Origin of the sequence: Klebsiella sp. S69 (assembly GCF_016516145.1) — a bacterium.
GTDB classification, from domain to species: Bacteria; Pseudomonadota; Gammaproteobacteria; order Enterobacterales; family Enterobacteriaceae; genus Klebsiella; species Klebsiella oxytoca.
Window position 1 is genome coordinate 75,064 of the sequence record NZ_JACVUU010000001.1, and the last position, 18,934, is coordinate 93,997.

At 55.2% G+C, this 18,934-nt stretch carries 22 protein-coding genes; 17 read left to right on the top strand and 5 right to left on the bottom strand.

The window, feature by feature from the left end; genetic code table 11:
- Positions 1–7: 7 nt before the first annotated feature.
- Complete coding sequence (gene ampH / locus IAE27_RS00335; RefSeq protein WP_016808633.1) at positions 8–1,168, bottom strand: D-alanyl-D-alanine-carboxypeptidase/endopeptidase AmpH; 1,161 nt, start codon at positions 1,166–1,168, stop codon at positions 8–10.
- A gap of 221 nt (positions 1,169–1,389) precedes the next feature.
- Here ampH and IAE27_RS00340 point away from each other — a divergent pair, with 221 nt between their 5' ends.
- The 3 genes from IAE27_RS00340 (at position 1,390) to IAE27_RS00350 (ending at position 4,365) form a co-directional block, all read left to right on the top strand.
- Positions 1,390–1,902, top strand: a complete 513-nt coding sequence (locus IAE27_RS00340) for an isochorismatase family protein (RefSeq protein WP_162098351.1) — start codon at positions 1,390–1,392, stop codon at positions 1,900–1,902.
- A gap of 117 nt (positions 1,903–2,019) precedes the next feature.
- Positions 2,020–3,240, top strand: a complete 1,221-nt coding sequence (gene sbmA, locus IAE27_RS00345) for a peptide antibiotic transporter SbmA (RefSeq protein WP_154022348.1) — start codon at positions 2,020–2,022, stop codon at positions 3,238–3,240.
- Between the two features lie 18 nt (positions 3,241–3,258).
- Entirely contained in the window at positions 3,259–4,365 is a 1,107-nt protein-coding gene (locus IAE27_RS00350; protein WP_154022349.1) for a DUF1615 domain-containing protein, read from the top strand.
- Here IAE27_RS00350 and IAE27_RS00355 read toward each other — a convergent pair.
- Positions 4,362–4,664, bottom strand: a complete 303-nt coding sequence (locus tag IAE27_RS00355) for a DUF2755 family protein (protein ID WP_004099375.1) — start codon at positions 4,662–4,664, stop codon at positions 4,362–4,364. The two genes, IAE27_RS00350 and IAE27_RS00355, sit on opposite strands and share 4 nt — an antisense overlap.
- 256 nt (positions 4,665–4,920) lie before the next feature.
- On the opposite strand from IAE27_RS00355, the gene IAE27_RS00360 reads away from it, so the two are divergent.
- Complete coding sequence (locus IAE27_RS00360) at positions 4,921–5,124, top strand: DUF2754 family protein (RefSeq protein WP_004099377.1); 204 nt, start codon at positions 4,921–4,923, stop codon at positions 5,122–5,124.
- Between the two features lie 158 nt (positions 5,125–5,282).
- Here IAE27_RS00360 and ddlA read toward each other — a convergent pair whose 3' ends face one another.
- Positions 5,283–6,380 (bottom strand): D-alanine--D-alanine ligase, encoded by a 1,098-nt coding sequence (gene ddlA, locus IAE27_RS00365; RefSeq protein WP_004099379.1) that lies wholly within the window; start codon positions 6,378–6,380, stop codon positions 5,283–5,285.
- A 101-nt stretch (positions 6,381–6,481) separates the two neighbouring features.
- Between ddlA and IAE27_RS00370 the strand changes: the two genes are divergently transcribed.
- From IAE27_RS00370 to psiF, 8 genes are all read left to right on the top strand, one after another.
- Positions 6,482–7,165 (top strand): extensin family protein, encoded by a 684-nt coding sequence (locus IAE27_RS00370; protein ID WP_004099380.1) that lies wholly within the window; start codon positions 6,482–6,484, stop codon positions 7,163–7,165.
- A 169-nt stretch (positions 7,166–7,334) separates the two neighbouring features.
- Positions 7,335–8,534, top strand: coding sequence for a multidrug efflux MFS transporter (locus IAE27_RS00375; RefSeq protein ID WP_004099381.1), 1,200 nt, complete (start codon positions 7,335–7,337; stop codon positions 8,532–8,534).
- Positions 8,535–8,712: 178 nt separating this feature from the next.
- Complete coding sequence (gene idnO, locus IAE27_RS00380) at positions 8,713–9,477, top strand: gluconate 5-dehydrogenase (protein WP_004099382.1); 765 nt, start codon at positions 8,713–8,715, stop codon at positions 9,475–9,477.
- 96 nt (positions 9,478–9,573) lie between these two features.
- Positions 9,574–10,863, top strand: a complete 1,290-nt coding sequence (locus IAE27_RS00385) for an MFS transporter (protein WP_004110963.1) — start codon at positions 9,574–9,576, stop codon at positions 10,861–10,863.
- A 66-nt stretch (positions 10,864–10,929) separates the two neighbouring features.
- Positions 10,930–11,922: a DNA-binding transcriptional regulator IdnR gene (gene idnR / locus IAE27_RS00390; protein ID WP_004099384.1), complete on the top strand. Its 993-nt coding sequence runs from the start codon at positions 10,930–10,932 to the stop codon at positions 11,920–11,922.
- 229 nt (positions 11,923–12,151) lie between these two features.
- Positions 12,152–12,412 (top strand): anti-adapter protein IraP, encoded by a 261-nt coding sequence (iraP, locus tag IAE27_RS00395; RefSeq protein ID WP_004099385.1) that lies wholly within the window; start codon positions 12,152–12,154, stop codon positions 12,410–12,412.
- Positions 12,413–12,500: 88 nt separating this feature from the next.
- Complete coding sequence (phoA, locus tag IAE27_RS00400) at positions 12,501–13,931, top strand: alkaline phosphatase (RefSeq protein WP_024273826.1); 1,431 nt, start codon at positions 12,501–12,503, stop codon at positions 13,929–13,931.
- Positions 13,932–14,021: 90 nt separating this feature from the next.
- Positions 14,022–14,342 carry a phosphate starvation-inducible protein PsiF gene (psiF, locus tag IAE27_RS00405; RefSeq protein ID WP_004099387.1) on the top strand — a complete coding sequence of 107 codons (321 nt, stop codon included), beginning with the start codon at positions 14,022–14,024 and terminating at the stop codon, positions 14,340–14,342.
- Between the two features lie 46 nt (positions 14,343–14,388).
- Here psiF and proC read toward each other — a convergent pair whose 3' ends face one another.
- Positions 14,389–15,198 (bottom strand): pyrroline-5-carboxylate reductase, encoded by an 810-nt coding sequence (proC, locus tag IAE27_RS00410; RefSeq protein WP_004099389.1) that lies wholly within the window; start codon positions 15,196–15,198, stop codon positions 14,389–14,391.
- A gap of 115 nt (positions 15,199–15,313) precedes the next feature.
- Between proC and IAE27_RS00415 the strand changes: the two genes are divergently transcribed.
- Positions 15,314–15,772, top strand: coding sequence for a YaiI/YqxD family protein (locus tag IAE27_RS00415; protein ID WP_004099390.1), 459 nt, complete (start codon positions 15,314–15,316; stop codon positions 15,770–15,772).
- Here IAE27_RS00415 and IAE27_RS00420 read toward each other — a convergent pair.
- On the bottom strand, positions 15,769–16,467 hold the full coding sequence (locus tag IAE27_RS00420) for a DUF2076 domain-containing protein (RefSeq protein WP_004099391.1): 699 nt from the start codon (positions 16,465–16,467) through the stop codon (positions 15,769–15,771). The genes IAE27_RS00415 and IAE27_RS00420 overlap by 4 nt on opposite strands.
- 334 nt (positions 16,468–16,801) lie before the next feature.
- Between IAE27_RS00420 and aroL the strand changes: the two genes are divergently transcribed.
- The 4 genes from aroL (at position 16,802) to ppnP (ending at position 18,899) form a co-directional block, all read left to right on the top strand.
- Positions 16,802–17,329, top strand: a complete 528-nt coding sequence (gene aroL, locus IAE27_RS00425) for a shikimate kinase AroL (protein WP_004099392.1) — start codon at positions 16,802–16,804, stop codon at positions 17,327–17,329.
- A gap of 71 nt (positions 17,330–17,400) precedes the next feature.
- Complete coding sequence (locus tag IAE27_RS00430; RefSeq protein WP_070557159.1) at positions 17,401–17,592, top strand: YaiA family protein; 192 nt, start codon at positions 17,401–17,403, stop codon at positions 17,590–17,592.
- A 254-nt stretch (positions 17,593–17,846) separates the two neighbouring features.
- Entirely contained in the window at positions 17,847–18,527 is a 681-nt protein-coding gene (locus tag IAE27_RS00435) for an AroM family protein (protein WP_029496867.1), read from the top strand.
- 87 nt (positions 18,528–18,614) lie between these two features.
- Positions 18,615–18,899: a pyrimidine/purine nucleoside phosphorylase gene (gene ppnP / locus IAE27_RS00440; protein ID WP_004099395.1), complete on the top strand. Its 285-nt coding sequence runs from the start codon at positions 18,615–18,617 to the stop codon at positions 18,897–18,899.
- The last annotated feature ends 35 nt before the right edge of the window (positions 18,900–18,934 follow it).

Consider the following 18,934-nt stretch of genomic DNA (forward strand, 5'->3'; position numbering starts at 1 on the left):
CCACAGGTTACTGGCTGGCGGTCTCAATTCCGGTGCGGACGCCGCTTAATTCACTGACCAGCTCGTTGATCCCGTCGCTCATGTTGTTGAAACGCGTCAATGAAGAGCGGGTGACCACCACGAAGGCGCCGACGTTGGCCTGCGGGTTCATCGCCATGTAAGTAATAAAGCCGCCGCCGCCGCCGGTCTTCTGAATAATGCCCGGCTGGCCGTTTTTCGGCTTCATGTAGACCCAGCCGAGGCCCAGCGCATCGGCTTTACCCGGCACGTCCATACCGATCACCTTCGTCAGCTGGCTGCGTTGATAAATCAGCGTTTGCATCCGGTCCGCCTGCTGCCCACGGGCGAAGAAATCGGAAGAGAGGAACTGCTGCATCCAGCGCATCATATCGCCCGGCGTGGAATAGACGCCGCCGCTGCCGATAGCCGCCAGCGTATTGTTGCACGGGCTGGCTCCTTTCTCCGGAATCATCAGGCGCCGGCACTGATCGGGCGAAGGCGTAAAGGTGGTGTCTTTCATCCCCAGCGGACGGGTGATCTGCTCTTCAAACAGTTGTGGATAAGGCTTGCCCGCAGCGGTAGAGAGCGCATCGGCGAGTAAATCGAATGCCAGATTGGAGTAGGCGGCCTGGGTGCCGGGAGCGGTTTTCAGCGTTGCGGTGGATAACCAGTTCCAGCGCTGCTGGCGAGTTGGCCAGACAAATACCGGCCGGTGCGCCGCGCCGCCGGGCTGCTCGCGCGGCAGGGCGCTGGTATGGGTCGCCAGATTCACCAGCGTGATAGGCGCCCCCTGGTAAGTCGGCACCCGCGCACCCGGCGGAGCATATTTGCTTAGCGGATCGTTGAGCTTAACCACGCCCTGATCGAGAAGTTTGACCAGCATTTCGCTGGTCATCAATTTGCTGATAGAGGCAATGCGGATCACCGAATCGAGCTGCGGGTGCTCATTATTGCCCGGGCGCGTCTCGCCGAAGCTGCGGAATACGCGCTGGTTTCCGTCGATAACCACCAGCGCCATACCGACTGCGCCGCTGCCGTAGTAGATATGGTTAGCGTAACGATCGACCACATCAGCGGCGAATTCCGGGTCGACGCTCGGCTGTGCGGCCTGGACCGATGTCAACGACGCCGCGCACAGCGCAGCAAAAATGAGCAGACTACGTTTCAACGGGAGCATCCATCATGATGAAGAAAAAAGATAGAGCGTATTTATACTACGAAGCGCCGCCGTGCAAAGCGCTAATAGCACGATTCTGTGCGGAAAAACGTAACCTGGCGTAAAAAATCCTTTTTTTGCTTTCGGATAGCGGCATTCACCTGCGGGCGCGTATGATGATCGTTTTGGCTAAAGAGGGGTGGCAAGAGAAGATGGCGGCGAAACGGGTAGTGATGGTAGTGGATATGCAAAACGGCGTTTTCGCGACGCCGCGAGTTGAGCGCGAGCGCTGCGCGGCGCAAATTAACCGCCTGATTAACGCTGCGGACACCGTAATTTTCATTCAGCACTGCGAAGCGGGCGGCCTCGAAGAGGGGAGCGAAGGTTTTGCTTTGCTCCCCGAGCTGATCCAACCCGCAGGCTCCCTGTACGTGACTAAGACCGCCTGCGACGCCTTTTACCGTACCCGTCTGGAAGAGGTACTGCGCGAACATCACATCACGCAGTTTGTGATTTGCGGCTGCGCCACCGACTACTGCGTGGATACCACCATCAAAAACGGCGCCAGCCGGGGCTACGCGATTACCGTCGCGGAAGATGCCCACACTACCGCCAACCGTCCAGCGGCGCCGGCCGTCACGCTGATCGCCCACTACAACGATGTGTGGCGTTCACTGACCGTTCCCGGCAATCCTTTACAGGTGAAACCGACAGAAACAATTCTTAGCGGATGGCAGGCGAACTAAGCTGCTGATATCCGGTCTCATCATCCGCCCACTTTGCTTCGCTGCGACGGCTTTGCGGCGGGCGCTTTTGTGGTACACAGCACAGCAAAACGAAAAAGAAGTTAGCAGGAGAGCAAGATGTTTAAATCCTTTTTCCCCAAACCGGGGCCGTTTTTTATTTCTGCCTTTATCTGGTCGCTGCTGGCGGTGATCTTTTGGCAGGCGGGCGGCGGCGACTGGCTGCTGCGGGTCACCGGCGCATCGCAGGATGTGGCGATTAGCGCGGCGCGCTTCTGGTCCCTCAACTACCTGGTGTTCTACGCCTTCTACATATTCTGCGTGGGCGTTTTCGCCCTTTTCTGGTTTATTTACAGCCCGCACCGCTGGCAGTACTGGTCGATCCTCGGTACCTCGCTGATTATTTTCGTTACCTGGTTTCTGGTCGAGGTTGGGGTGGCCATTAACGCCTGGTATGCTCCGTTCTACGATCTTATCCAGGCCGCGCTGGCAACGCCGCACAAGGTCAGCATTAACCAGTTCTATCATGAAATTGGCATCTTCCTCGGCATTGCGCTAATCGCAGTGATGATCGGCGTGATGAACAACTTCTTCGTCAGCCACTACGTCTTCCGCTGGCGTACCGCGATGAACGAACACTATATGGCGCACTGGCAGCATTTGCGCCATATCGAAGGCGCCGCGCAGCGCGTGCAGGAAGATACCATGCGCTTTGCTTCCACGCTGGAGAGCATGGGCGTCAGCTTCCTTAACGCGGTGATGACCCTTATCGCCTTCCTGCCGGTGCTGGTAACGCTCTCCGCGCACGTCCCGGATTTACCGATTGTCGGTCATCTGCCTTACGGCCTGGTGATTGCCGCCATCGTCTGGTCGTTAATGGGTACCGGCCTGCTGGCGGTCGTTGGGATCAAGCTGCCCGGCCTGGAGTTCAAAAACCAGCGCGTTGAGGCCGCCTATCGTAAAGAGCTGGTTTACGGCGAAGATGACGCTAACCGCGCGACGCCGCCGACGGTGCGTGAACTCTTTGGCGCCGTGCGCCGCAACTATTTCCGCCTCTATTTCCACTATATGTATTTCAATATCGCCCGTATTCTTTATCTGCAGGTGGATAACGTTTTCGGTTTGTTCCTGCTGTTTCCGTCGATTGTTGCCGGTACGATTACGCTGGGCCTGATGACTCAGATAACCAACGTCTTTGGCCAGGTTCGCGGTTCGTTCCAGTACCTGATCAGCTCATGGACTACACTGGTTGAGCTGATGTCTATCTACAAACGTCTGCGCAGCTTCGAGCGCGAGCTGGATGGCAAAGAGCTGCAGACCGTGACGCAAACATTAAGTTAATCAACGCAAGGATGAACCATGCCGGTAGCGCAATTCAGAATCACTTCTCTCACCCTGACGCTACTGGCAGGGATTGTCCTCAGCGCCTGCTCCAGCAAACCGGAGCCGGAGCTGAAAAAGGGCGAAAAGGCGATTGATGTCGCCACGGTAGTGCGGCAGAAAATGCCCGCCAGCGTGAAGGATCGCGAAGCCTGGGCGCAGGCCATCGCCAAAACCTTTGCCAGTCAGAAGCTGGCGCCGACGGAAGAGAACGTCTGTTCGGTGCTGGCGGTGGCGCAGCAGGAATCCAACTATCAATCTGACCCGGCGGTGCCGGGGCTGAATAAAATCGCCTGGCAGGAGATAGACCGCCGGGCGGAAAAAATGCACATCCCGGTTTTTCTGGTACATACCGCGCTGAAAATCAAATCACCCAACGGCAAAAGCTATAGCGAACGTCTGGATAGCGTGAAAACCGAAAAGCAGCTGAGCGCGATTTTCGATGATTTTATCGGCATGGTGCCGATGGGACAGAAGCTGTTCGGCTCGTTGAACCCGGTACATACCGGCGGCCCGATGCAGGTCAGCATTGCTTTCGCCGAGCAGCACACCGACGGCTATCCGTGGAAAATCGACGTTACCGTGCGCCAGGAGGTGTTCAGCCTGCGCGGCGGTCTGTGGTTTGGCACCTATCATCTGCTGAACTATCCGGCGAACTACAGCGTACCGCTGTACCGTTTTGCTGATTTTAACGCCGGATGGTACGCCAGCCGCAATGCCGCCTTCCAGAATGCCGTCTCTAAAGCAACGGGCGTGAAGCTGGCGCTGGATGGCGACTTAATTCGCTACGACAGCGACGAGGCGGGAACCACCGAACTGGCGGTGCGCCGCTTATCCTCCCAGCTGGCGATGAGCGACGACGAGATCCATCGTCAGTTAAAGAAAGGCGACACGCTGGCGTTTGAAGAGAGCGAGCTTTATAAACAGGTATTTCGCATAGCCGATAAGAAAGCCGGTAAAACGCTTCCGCGGGAAGTCCTACCGGGTATACAGCTTGAGAGCCCCAAAATCACCCGTAATCTGACCACCGCCTGGTTTGCCAAACGCGTTGACGACCGACGGGCCAGCTGTATGGCGCGCCGCTAACGGCGGCTGCGCCAGCGGAAAATCAGCCCTGATATGCCAATTAACAGGCTGGCCGCCACGAAGGGAATCAGGCCAAACAGGGTGCCGACCAGCAGGCCAATTTCGACCCGGGGGCGGCTACTGTCCTGCATCTGAATCAAGTGCTCAAGAACGCCCGGCGCGTGGATTAACATGCTCAGCATTTGCGCGCCGGCCCAGAAGCAAAACAGCACAAACAGAGCATAGGCGATGTTGCTGCTGGTAATAGCGCTCCTCTTTTTGCCGCCGTTGACGGTCTTTGCAAAGGTGAACTCAGCCATATTGACCTCCGGACTTTGCTTTCTTGCCGATTTTTTACTTCGGCTACATACGAGTCATTCTGGCAACCCCGGGGGGATTCCAGTATCAGATTGCTGGTAATTTCCGCCCAGGAATATTCCTGATTTCATCGGCTTGTGAGTTTGCTACAAATTTGTGAAATTTAGACCGCTATCGCAATGTGCGACAATTCTCCACGCGGCTGCAGACCGGCGGTGATGGCTATGCGAAGATGCTTTTTTTGTTGTCGGAGTTGTTATGAAACTCACTGAAAAAATCCGCCGCGACTGGCACTACTATGCGGTTGCCCTGGGGTTAATTTTTATTATGAATGGCGTAGTCGGGCTGTTGGGGTATGAAACCGAAGGCTGGCGTTCTTACGCGGTTGGGCTGGTGACGTGGGTGATTAGCTTCTGGATCGCCGGTTTTATTATTCGCCGCCGTCCGCCAGAGGAAGCGTAAAGCGGAGGTGGTGAACCCGTAGCCCGGGCAGGCGCTTGCGCCGCCCCCGGGGAGATAACCTGAAGCCGTGTTGGATGTGGTTTCCCGGAGGCGATGCTGCGCATCTGTCCGGGCTACCGGCCCGGTAAGGCACCAGCCGCCACCGGGCGATACCTTGATTAATTCATCGATGTTTTCAGCGCCCGATCGGCGGCGTGACGCTCCAGCGCCAGTTCAATCAGGCGGCTAATCAGGCTGGTGTAATCCAGGCCGCTGGCCTGCCATAGCTTCGGATACATGCTGATGTTGGTGAAACCCGGCAGCGTATTGATTTCGTTAATCACCACGTCGTTATCGGCGGTCAGGAACACATCGACGCGCGCCATGCCGCTGCAGCCGAGGGTCTGATAGGCACGAACGGCGATCTCGCGAATTTTGTCGTTTACATCGCTATCGATGGCCGCCGGAACCACCACCTTCGCCCCTTGATCGTCAATATACTTGGTGTCGTAGGCGTAGAATTCGCTATTAAGAACGATTTCGCCGCAGGTACTGGCCTGCGGATTATCGTTGCCGAGCACCGCGCACTCGATCTCACGCCCTTTAATCCCCTGTTCGACCACCACTTTATGGTCAAATTCGAAGGCCAGGGCGACGGCCTGCTGATACTGCTCTTCGCTGTTGACCTTGCTGACGCCCACCGAGGAGCCCTGGTTCGCCGGTTTAACAAACAGCGGCAGGCCCAGCTTCGCCTGCACCTCGGCAAAGCTTACCTGATTCCTGTTAGCGCGGGTCAGGGTAATAAAAGGGGCAATCGACAGCCCGGCATCGCGCAGCAGACGTTTGGTGACGTCTTTGTCCATGCAGGCGGCGGAGCCGAGGACGTCGGAGCCGACGAAGGGCAGGTTGGCCATCCGCAGCATGCCCTGCAGAGAACCATCTTCGCCAAGAGTGCCGTGAACGATCGGGAAGATGACGTCGATGGCCGCCAGCGGCTGGCCGCTATCGGCGTTAATCAGCTGCTGCGCCTCGCGTCCGGGAATCTGCGCCAGCGTAATATCGGACGGGCGCAGGGCAATATGGGCAGGATCCTGCGGATTGAGCAGATAGTTACTGGCGTCGTTAATATGCCATTGCCCCTGCTTATCAATCCCCAGCAAAACTACGTCGAAGCGCGTTTTATCGATCGCTTCCACGATATTTTTCGCTGACTGAAGCGACACTTCATGTTCTGCCGACTTACCGCCGAAAACGATCCCAACCCTCATCTTAGCCATTTCAACTTCCATCATGATTACATCAAAGGGCATAACATAGCATGTGAAAGAGCCCCCTGGCTGCCATAATATTCACCGGGTAAAGCATTGGGAGGCGGCGCGTGAAAGGAAAAGGTCTTATCGTTCTGTTGGCGCTGCTGGCGGCCGGATATTACGGCTATCGTTATCTTCCCGCACAGTACAATCCATTCGCGCCGCTGCGCCTGGAAGACCCCCCGGGACTCCTCAGCCACTATAAACTGCGGCGATTAACGCCCGCCGAGTGCGCTGGCCTGCTTGAGGAGGCCAACCGGCGGAAGCTCATTTCCAGCCAGCCGGTGGCCGATAGCGGAGGAGCGTGTCCTCTGCAGAATGTGGTTCGGGTGCGTGATTTTGGCACGGTGAAGCTCAGCAGCAGCTTTCTTGCCAGTTGTCCGCTGGCGTTGAGCAGCGCGCTATATCTGCAACAGCAGGCGAAACCGTTGACTCGCCGGATGCTGGGGCAAGAGCTCCGCCAGATTGACCATTTTGGCAGCTATGCCTGCCGTAATATTTACCATCGCCAGAACGCGCGGCGCAGTGAGCACGCTACCGCGGAGGCGCTGGATGTCAGCGGCTTTCGTCTGTCCGATGGCCGACGCGTCAGCGTGCTGAAAGGGTGGCCCGATGCGCAGTATCACCCCTGGCTGCAGGCGTTACTGGCCGGCGGTTGCCGCTATTACGGCAACGCTTTAGGGCCGGACTATAACGCGGCCCATGCCAACCATTTTCACTTCGGGATGCGCGGCCAGGGTTTCTGTTTCTAAGCATAACTCACTGTACACCACGACTTTCACCACGAAATCATTCGCAACAGGGCTATATGGTGTCATAAAACACTAAACTCACCTCTGGCGCATCTCTGGTAGTACGGCGGATCGGGGAAATTGCTAAGCTAGGTAATAATTGCCAAAAAATTAATGAATACGCGTAGTTATGGAATCCTGGAAGGTTAATCTTATCTCCGTCTGGTTTGGCTGTTTTTTTACCGGACTGGCTATCAGCCAAATTCTCCCCTTTTTGCCGCTGTACGTTTCTCAACTCGGCGTAACCTCGCACGAAGCGTTATCCATGTGGTCTGGGCTGACCTTCAGCGTCACCTTTCTGGTGTCAGCGATCGTCTCGCCGATGTGGGGCAGCCTGGCCGACCGCAAAGGGCGCAAGCTAATGCTGCTGCGCGCCTCGCTGGGGATGGCCATCGCCATTTTACTCCAGGCCTTTGCCACCAACGTCTGGCAACTGTTTATCCTGCGTGCGGTGATGGGGCTGACCTCCGGCTATATTCCTAACGCTATGGCGCTGGTGGCGTCTCAGGTTCCGCGCGAGCGTAGCGGCTGGGCGCTGAGTACACTTTCAACGGCGCAAATCAGCGGCGTGATCGGTGGGCCGCTGCTCGGCGGTTTCCTGGCTGACCATGTCGGTTTGCGCGCGGTCTTTATCATCACTGCTGTTTTACTGACCGTGAGTTTCCTGGTGACGCTGTTTCTGATCAAAGAGGGCGTCCGCCCGCAGATGAGTAAGGCGGAGCGGCTGAGCGGTAAGGCGGTGTTTGCCTCGCTGCCTTATCCGGGTCTGGTAATCAGCCTGTTTTTCACCACCCTGGTGATCCAACTGTGCAATGGTTCAATTGGCCCGATTCTGGCGCTCTTTATTAAGTCGATGGCGCCGGATAGCAATAACATCGCCTTTCTTGCCGGCATGATCGCCGCCGTACCGGGCGTGTCGGCGCTGATTTCGGCTCCCCGTCTGGGGAAACTGGGTGACAGGATCGGCACCTCGCGGATCCTGCTGGCGACGCTATGCTGCGCGGTGGTGATGTTCTTTGCCATGTCGTTCGTCACAACCCCATTCCAGCTTGGTGTGCTGCGTTTTCTGCTCGGTTTTGCCGATGGGGCAATGCTGCCGGCGGTGCAAACGCTTCTGCTGAAATACTGCAGCGACAGCGTGACCGGGCGGATTTTTGGTTATAACCAGTCGTTTATGTATCTTGGCAACGTGGCCGGTCCGTTAATCGGCGCATCGGTCTCGGCCATGGCCGGCTTCCGCTGGGTGTTTATCGCGACGGCGGTTATTGTCCTGATCAATATCTGGCAGCTGGCCATCATGCTGCGTCGCAGCCGTCGTACAACGGCTTAATCCCTTCTGTTCTCCTTCGCCGGTATTGACATCACAGCGTCAATGCCGGTTGCCGACCGCCTTCAGCTTCAAATGTATCACCGATCACAAAACGATCATTTTCCCCTCTCATCCTCTTCTATTATTAACTGTTACGCGTATACAGTTACGCGTAACAGTTATCTGAAAAAGAGGTTTTATGCGAAATTTATTCGATTTGACAGGGAAGCGCGCGCTGATCACCGGGTCTGCTCAGGGGATAGGCAATTTGCTGGCCGGCGGCCTTGCGGAGTATGGGGCAGAAATCATCATCAACGATCGGACTCAGGCTCGTGCGGACCAGGCGGCGCAGGCGCTGGTGGCGCAGGGCTTCCGCGCGGTAGGGTACGCATTTGATGTCACTCAGGCGACGCAGGTCGAGCAGGCGATAGCCCGCATCGAAGCGGAGGTCGGCGCCATTGATATTTTAATTAATAACGCCGGGATTCAACGACGTTTCCCTTTTACCGAGTTTCCGGAGGAGGAGTGGGATAACGTTATTGAGGTCAACCAGAAGGGCGTTTTCCTGGTTTCGCAGCAGGTGGCGAAATATATGATCGGCCGCCGCGCCGGGAAGATAATTAATATTTGCTCAATGCAGAGCGAGCTGGGGCGTAAAACCATTACGCCTTATGCGGCCTCGAAAGGGGCAGTTAAAATGCTGACCCGCGGCATGTGCGTTGAGCTGGCGGAATACAATATTCAGGTTAACGGTATCGCACCGGGATATTTTGCCACCGAGATGACCACCGCCCTGGTCAACGATGAGGCGTTTTCCGCCTGGCTGTATCAGCGCACCCCGGCGGCACGCTGGGGCAAACCGGAAGAACTGATTGGCGCCGCGGTGTATCTGGCTTCTTCAGCGGCAAACTTTGTTAACGGTCATTTGTTATTCGTGGATGGCGGGATGCTTGCCGCCGTCTGAATCACTTCACGTCCTTCGAACCGCATGCGCGCACGCGCTGCCTGAAGGACGGATTATTAAACCCGTGTGATGGTATTCAACACCTGAGGATGGCTTATGCAAATGCTCGCGAAATTACCCGTGCGTCGCTGGTGGTATTTAATGCCGATTATATTTATTACCTATAGTCTGGCCTACCTTGACCGCGCAAATTATGGTTTTGCCGCTGCGGCGGGAATTGAAAGTGATTTAGGGATTACGAAAGGAACGGCATCGCTTATTGGCGCACTATTTTTTCTCGGCTATTTCTTTTTCCAGGTGCCCGGTGCGATATATGCGGTAAAACGCAGCGTGCGAAAAATGATTTTCTTCAGTCTTATTTTATGGGGATTTTGCGCGGCGGCGACCGGGTTCGTCAGCAATATTCCGATGCTGATGGCGATTCGCTTTACGCTGGGCGTGGTCGAGGCGGCGGTGATGCCGGCAATGCTGATTTATATCAGTAACTGGTTTACCAAAACCGAACGTTCACGCGCCAACACTTTCCTGATCCTCGGAAATCCGGTGACGGTGCTGTGGATGTCGATCGTTTCGGGCTACCTCATTCAGGCGTGGGGCTGGCGCGAGATGTTTATTATCGAAGGCATTCCGGCGGTGCTGTGGGCGGTATGCTGGTGGATTCTGGTGCGCGATAAACCGTCCGAGGTTTCCTGGCTGAATGAGCAGGAAAAAGAGACCCTGCAGAAGGTGATGGACAGCGAGCAGAGTCATATCAAGCCAGTGCGCAACTACGGTGAAGCGCTGCGCTCGCGCAATGTCATTATGCTCTGCGCGGTCCATGCGCTGTGGAGCATCGGTGTGTACGGCTTCATGATGTGGATGCCGTCAATTCTGAAAAACGCCGCGCAGATGGATATCGTGGCGGTGGGCTGGCTGGCGGCGGTGCCGTACCTGGCGGCAATCATCCTGATGCTGACGGTCTCCTGGCTGTCGGATAAGTTTCAGAATCGAAAGCTGTTTATTTGGCCATTATTACTGATTGCCGCTATCGCTTTCTTTGGTTCGTGGATGGTGGGCAACCAGGCGTTCTGGCTCTCTTACCTGCTGCTGGTGATTGCCGCAGCGTGCATGTACGCGCCCTATGGCCCGTTCTTCGCGCTCATTCCTGAACTGTTGCCGCGTAACGTCTCCGGGGTATCGATGGGCCTGATCAACAGCTTCGGCGCGCTCGGCGCTTTCCTCGGCGCGTGGCTGGTGGGGTATCTGAACGGTATTACCGGTGGGCCGGGGGTATCCTATACCTTTATGGCTATCGCGCTGTTGTCCTCCGTCGTGCTGATGTACAACGTGCGCGCTAACCCACAACCCGCCACCTCCTCGGTGACGGCAAAAAAGGTCGCCGGTTAACATAAACCGCCGCTGCTGTGGTAAGGTTCTCTGCAAGGACATAAGTCGTTTGTCGTAGAGAACCTGATGAAAAACAACCGGATGACATTGCAGGATATCGCCAACCTGGCGGGGTTGAATAAAATGACGGTCAGTCGTTATTTACGCGACCCCGGTCAGGTTTCCCAGCGCAGCCGTGAGCTGATTTCGAAGGTCATGGAAGAGAACAACTATATTCCTAATCGGGCGCCGGAAATCCTGCTTAATGCCCGCAGCAAAACGATTGGCGTGCTCATTCCCTCTTTTCGCAATCAGATTTTTGCCGATGTGCTGGCCGGAATCGAATCCGTCACTTCCGCTCACCAGTACCAGACCCTGATTGCCAACTACGAATACGATCCGCAGCGTGAAGAGCGCGAGGTGCTTAACCTGCTCTCTTATAACATTGACGGGCTGATTTTGACCGGAAAACAGCATAGCGATCGCATGGTGCAATACGTCCGCGCCAGCGGTATTCCTGTTGCTGAACTGATGGATTTTGGCGGTCAGCAACTGGATATCCAGGTAGGTTTCGATAACGAAAAGGCGGCGTGGGACATGACGAACGCCTTTCTTGAGAGCGGTAAACGGGCGATCGCCTTTTTTGGTTCAATGGACGATCCCCGCGATTTAAGCCGCTTTCACGGAACCGAACTGGCGCTGGCGGCCCACGGTTTGAAGCCCTATCATATGGCGCCGCGCACCATCTCCTCGGTTGCGCTTGGCCGGCAGATGTTTCTGCAAATGCAGCAGGTGCGGCCGGATATCGATGCAATCTTTTGTACCAACGACGATCTGGCGGTAGGCGTGCTGCTGGAGTGCCAGGCTCAGGGAAAAACCGTCCCGCAGGAGATGGCGATTGCCGGTTTTCACGGGCTGGAAATTGGCCGCGCCCGGCTGCAAAAAATCGCCAGCGTCATTACCCCACGTTATGAAATCGGTAAAACTGCGAGCGAAATACTTATTGCACGTCTGGCCGGAAAAGACGCGCCGGACAGCGTTAATCTGGCCTACCAGATATATTATGGCGATACGTTATAGTTATCGATAGAATAGCGATATTCCATTTTATTCTTATTTGTTAAATTTGGTTATGTCGCTTATTAATCCGTCATTGAGCCATTTCCTGGATGGCGGGGTGTAAAGAGCAAAACGTTTCGCTTGTTATTCATGGATGAGCCGATTCATTTTAAAAAAATAATTGTGGCAACCGACGGCTAATGTATGACATAAATAGCAGACTACGGACCTCGCATAAGGATAAAGCGCTGTGAAGAATCTCATTGCTGAGCTACTGGTAAAACTCGCCCAAAAGGAAGAAGAATCGAAGGAACTGACGGCCCAGGTCGAGGCGCTGGAAGTGGTGGTCACTGCTCTGCTGCGCCATATGGCGCAGGACGCCCAGCAGGCGCTCATCAGCGATATCGAGCAGGCGATCGACGAGGCCAGCCCCGGCCCGCTGGTCGATGACCGCGATACCCAGCTACTGCAGCAATATATAAAAAAGCTGTTACGGCATCCTCGTAGTTAGTTTCGTGACAAGGTATGGATGCTGTCATTTTACTGTCACATCGCTTTTATACAGTCTCCCTCGTTTTGTTTTTTAAAGTATTTTTTACATGGAGACGATAAAAGTGAAATTAAGCGCCCTGTTTATTGCCCTGCTACCTCTGCTGGGCTCCCCGATTATTCACGCAGAAACAACAACCGCACCGGTTCTGGAAAATCGCGCCGCCCAGGGCGATATCACCACGCCGGGCGGCGCGCGTCGTTTAAGCGGCGATCGGACCGAGGCGCTGCGCGCTTCGTTAATCAATAAACCGGCTAAAAATATTATTTTGCTGATTGGCGACGGGATGGGGGATTCTGAAATTACCGCCGCGCGAAATTATGCAGAAGGGGCGGGCGGATTTTTTAAAGGGATTGACGCGCTGCCGCTGACTGGCCAGTACACCCACTATTCGCTGGATAAGAAAACCGGCAAGCCGAATTATGTGACCGACTCCGCCGCTTCCGCTACCGCATGGACCACCGGCGTAAAAAGCTATAACGGCGCGCTGGGCGTCGATATCCATGAAAAAGATCATCAGACTATCCTTGAGCTGGCGAAAGCGGCGGGTTTAGCCACCGGTAACGTCTCAACGGCGGAACTGCAGGACGCGACGCCGGCTGCGCTGGTGGCGCACGTCACTTCGCGTAAATGCTACGGCCCGAGCGTGACCAGCGAAAAATGTGCCAGCAATGCGCTGGAAAAGGGCGGGAAAGGTTCCATTACCGAACAACTGCTGAACGCGCGTCCCGACGTGACGCTGGGCGGCGGAGCGAAAACCTTCGCTGAAAGCGCGACGGCCGGCGAATGGCAGGGCAAAACGCTGCACGAGCAGGCGGTGGCGCGCGGCTACCAGATCGTTACCGACGCCAGCTCACTGGCCGCCATTAGCCAGGCAAATCAGGATAAACCGCTGCTCGGTCTCTTCGCGGAAGGCAATATGCCGGTGCGTTGGGAAGGCCCAAAGGCGTCTTATCACGGCAATATCGATAAGGCGGCAGTAACCTGTACTCCGAACCCGAAACGCGATGCATCGGTGCCGACGCTGGCGCAGATGACTGAAAAAGCCATCGATCTGCTGAGCAGCAATGAGAAAGGCTTCTTCCTGCAGGTGGAAGGCGCTTCCATCGATAAACAGGATCATGCGGCGAATCCGTGCGGCCAGATTGGCGAGACCGTCGATCTGGATGAAGCGGTACAGAAGGCGCTGGAATTTGCCAAAAAAGAGGGCAACACCCTGGTTATCGTCACCGCCGACCACGCTCACGCCAGCCAGATTATCCCCGCCGATACCAAAGCGCCGGGCCTGACGCAGGCGCTGAACACCAAAGATGGCTCGGTGATGGTGATGAGCTACGGCAACTCTGAAGAAGAGTCGATGGAGCATACCGGTACTCAGCTGCGTATCGCCGCCTATGGCCCGCATGCGGCTAACGTGGTGGGCTTAACCGATCAGACCGACCTGTTTTACACCATGAAAGCCGCACTTAATCTGAAATAACCGGACGCCGGTGATGAATTTTCGTTACCGGCTGGTTTTTTCTCCATCAGCGACCAGACTTACAGTGTTCCACTCATAGAGGATGGTGCGATGAAAATAACATTACTTGTGACCCTACTTTTTGGCCTGGTATTTATGACAGCGGTGAGTGCCGCGGAAAAAGAGTTGACCCCCCAGCAGCAAAAGATGAGCGTCTGCAATAAAGAAGCATCAGCGAAGTCGCTAAAAGGGGATGAGCGTAAAACGTTTATGAGCAGCTGCCTGAAGAAAGAGGGCGCGGCCCAGGACGGTAAGGGGTTAACGCCTCAGCAGCTAAAAATGCGCGAGTGCAACGGTCAGGCGACCCAGCAGTCGCTGAAAGGTGACGATCGCAGCAAATTTATGAGCGCGTGCCTGAAAAAACAGGTGTAGAAAATGAGCGGGTGAGGGATACCCCACCCGCTGTCCGATGTGGATATCAGGAACGGCTCAGCTGCTCTGATTTTTCCATGCATTTCGCCATGGCTTCGATAACGGCGGAACGGAAACCCTTCTCTTCCAGCACGCGCACGGCCTCGATCGTCGTGCCGCCCGGCGAGCACACCATATCCTTCAGCGCGCCCGGATGTTCCCCGCTTTCGAGCACCATTTTGGCCGAGCCCATCACCGCCTGGGCTGCGAATTTATATGCCTGAGCGCGCGGCATTCCGCCGAGTACGGCGGCATCAGCCATTGCTTCGATAAACATAAAGACGTAAGCCGGCGCGGAGCCGCTGACGCCTACCACCGGGTGGATCATCGGCTCAGCAATAATTTCCGCCTGGCCAAAGCAACGGAAGATGGTCAGGATATCCGCGGTCTCTTCGGCGCTAACCAGCGCGTTTGGCGTAACCGACGTCATGCCCGCATTAACCAGCGAAGGCGTATTGGGCATCGCGCGGACTATTTTACGATCGTGGCCCAGAGCGCGCGCCAGTTGGTCGAGGGTGACGCCAGCGGCAATGGAAACCACCAGAGAGTCTTTATTCAGGCTGGAGGCAACGTCGCTGAGGACTTTCACCATTACGCCCGGCTTAACGGCGCCAAAGATAATATCCGCTACCTGAGCCACTTCCTGCGCGCTTTGCGCCGCATTTATGCCGTACTGGTCGTGCAGGGCCGCCACTTTATCCGGCGACGGGGTGTAGACCCAGATTTGTCCCGGCTGAACCTGTCCGCTGGCGATCAGGCCGCCGAGAATGGCCTTGCCCATGTTGCCGCAGCCGATAAAGCCGATTTTCTTTTCCATCACCAATCCCCTTGTTTGTTTTATCGTTAGCGACATAGCTTATCATCTTGTTGCTTTCGCGGAAGGCCAAAGCAGGCGACAATACGCTATCTCTTTTTCATCGACAGGAGCCGCAATGGCTATTTGGGTTGATGCGGACGCGTGTCCGAACGTCATTAAAGATATTTTGTTCCGCGCCGCCGAGCGTACGCAAATCTCGCTGACGCTGGTCGCTAACCAGCCGCTGCGCGTCCCGCCGTCGCGCTTTATCCGCACGCTGCGCGTGGCGCAGGGTTTTGACGTGGCGGATAACGAAATCGTACGTTTATGTGAACCGGGGGATCTGGTTATTACCGCCGATATCCCGCTGGCGGCGGAAGTGCTGGCGAAGGGTGGGGCGGCGCTGAACCCGCGCGGCGAACGCTACAGTGAGGCGACGATACGCGAACGCCTCACGATGCGCGATTTTATGGAAACGATGCGGGCCAGCGGCGTGCAGACCGGCGGCCCGGATAGCTTATCCCAGCGCGATCGACAGCAGTTTGCCGCCGCGCTGGAGAAATGGCTGCTGGACGTCAAGCGCCAGCAGGGTTAAACCCAGCTGTCGTCGTCGCTGCCGAAATCATCGTTGCCAAAACCGGCGTCGAAGTCGGCATCATAGTCGTTGTTGTCGGCAAGGAACTGACTGTCATCCTGGCGGAAGGTATCGTCAGCGACGCTATTGTCCTGCGCCTGGCTGAGATCCGGCTGCGGTTTCTCTTCGATGATATTAACGATCTCCTGCGGATGCGAGCCGCTAAACATATTGGTGAGCATGTTTCCCAGCACCACCCCGCCCGCAACGCCCGCCGCGGTTTGCAGCGCACCGGCCATAAAACCGCCGCCGCTGCGGGCGCCCTGAGGCGCATAGCTCTGCTGTTGCGTCTGCGGAGCATACTGAGGCTGGACGCTGGCCTGAGGGCGACCATACTGCTCGGCCCCAGGAATGGGATCGGAACCGCGAGACTGACCGCCGCCAAACAGACCAGAGAGAAAGCCACCGCTGCTCGGCTTCGCGGCCTGCAGCTGGCTGACCTGACTTTCCAGCGCCTGAATCCGCTCGTTGAGCTGCTTGATTGCCGCTTCCTGAATCAGAATCGTTTGCGCCATATAGTAAGGGGCGAACGGTTGTTCTTTAATGTGCCCGGCAATCCGCTCCTCGGCGCTGGAATCGCGCGATGCGCTGCGGCTCTCGGCCTCTTTTAACCGGGAAAACAGTCCATCGATAAGGCGTTGCTCTTCAGATTGCATACTACATACCTCTGTCATACTGATTGATTAGCCTCAGATTCGCTCCGAAGCACGGATGTTGTAAATATGTGGCTGCGTAAAGCTGTGCAGAAATGTGTTACTGTTTACGCCAGACTGCGAACAAAAAATAACTTTTGTACAAAAGTAAAGCTGGCATAACACCACATGCAATGATAAGTTTACATTTAAAGTCCTTTCTAATACTAAGGTGAAAGGGTTTGCAGATGGTGTGTAACGTTTATTTTACGGTTATCGTCGGGTAAGTTTGCGGTACCATTGTTTCTCTTTTCGCTTTCATTTATCCGCAAAACGCGGAACCAAGGGGTCTTCGGTAATGACACAGCTAATTTTTCTTGTCGGGCCTCGCGGCTGCGGTAAAACGACGATCGGTCATGCGCTGGCGGAAGCTCGCGGTTTCCAGTTCGCCGATACGGATCATGAGCTTCAGGAGCATGAACAACGCAGCGTGGCGACTATCGTTCAGCAGGAAGGCTGGGAACGCTTTCGCGCTCTGGAAACGCAGGCGCTGGAACGCGTCGCTCAACCCGCAACGATCATCGCTACCGGCGGCGGCATTATTCTCAGCGAATACAATCGTCAGTTTATGCGGGAAAATGGCGTCGTGATCTATCTTGAGGCCACGGTTTCTGCCCTGATTGGTCGTCTTGAAGCCTATCCGAAGGCGGAACAGCGCCCTACGCTGACCGGAAAGCCGATCCGCGATGAAGTGGGGGAGGTGCTGGCACAGAGGGAAGCGCTGTATCGGGCCGCCGCGCATCATATTATCAACGCGACCGTCCCGCCGGATGAAGTCGTTGAACAGATTATGACGACCGTCTGCGGTGAGACCTATACCAGTTAAGACTTTACCTGGGGTAAACGGATCGGCAGCGCCTATACTTTAAATCTCTTAAGGTAAAAAAAGGAAATGCTATGCCGACCAGACCTCCATATCCAAGGGAAGCGCGCGTTGTCGCCGTTGAGAAAGGCCCCGAGGGGCAAACGGTGACCTGGTATGAACTGCGCGCTGACCATCCGACGCCTAACTCGCTTATCAGTGAGCACCCTACAGAACAGGAAGCGCTGGACGCTAAACGGCGTTACGAAGATCCTGACAAGTCATAATTCCCCAATAAATGTCCGGGATTCGCTCTGAAAAAGTCGTAACCGGGCATATATCACATTTTTAATTAATTAACAGTACTAATGATTAACTAAGATACGGATTTTCAGGAGCGTTTTAAGCGCTTCTGGAATCTTTACATTCCATATTAGCCGTAACCTGCTACGCTTCACGACGGTTGATTTTGGTCACCAGGGGGCAGAAGTCGTAAATAGAAGCCTGTTTTGAAACAGCGGTTGTGACAAAGGTAAATGATATGAGTAGTGCATCGATGGCAATTTTGACCATTGGGGTGGTACCGGTGGCGGAGATGTTGCCGCTTTTAACTGAACATATCAGGGAAGATCAGATTAATCATATTAGCCTGTTAGGCAAAATGGCGCGCGAAGAGGTTATGCGCGATTACTGCGTGGAACCCGGCGATGAAGCGCTGTTAACCTTGCTCAATGATAATCAAATCGCGCAAGTCTCGCGGCAGAAAGTTGAACGTGATTTACATAGCGTCATTGCGATGCTCGATAAACAAAATTACGACCTTATTTTACTGATGAGTACCCATCCTTTTAGCGGATTTAAAGCAAATAATGCAATCCTGCTCGAGCCGCAAAGGATCATTCCGCCGCTGGTCGCGTCGATTGTTGACGGCCATCAGGTGGGAGTAATTGTTCCGGTGGAAGAGATGCTGCCGCTGCAGCGGGATAAATGGCAGGTGTTAACGCATACTCCTTTTTATGCTATCTGCAGTCCGGTTAACGGTAGTAAAGAACAGCTGCTGGCCGCGGGCAGGGAGTTGATTGAACAAGGCGCTGACGTATTAATGCTGGATTGTCTTTGTTACCACCAGCAGCATCGCGATATATTACAAAAAGCGCTGGATATTCCGGTTTTATTGTCAAATATACTGATTTCACGGCTGGCGGCAGAACTATTAGTTTAACCTGTTGTAACACGTTAATTTTACGTGACAGGGGCAAGGAGCGCCCCCTATATTGTGCCTTCAACACAAGATCATAAGGGCGAGTTTATGCTTCAAAGCAATGAATACTTTGACGGAAAAGTAAAATCCATTGGCTTCACCAGCAGCAGCACCGGTCGTGCGAGCGTGGGCGTTATGGCGGAAGGGGAATACACCTTCGGGACCGCGCAGCCGGAAGAGATGACCGTAGTCAGCGGCGCGCTGAACGTTCTTCTGCCGGGAGAAACCGAGTGGAAAGTCTATGCCGCCGGGGAAGTATTCAACGTTCCGGGGAATAGCGAGTTTAATCTGCAGGTGGCTGAGCCGACCTCTTATCTGTGCCGCTATCTGTAACGTTCGTTTCCTTCCTGCGCAGGCAGGAAGGAATT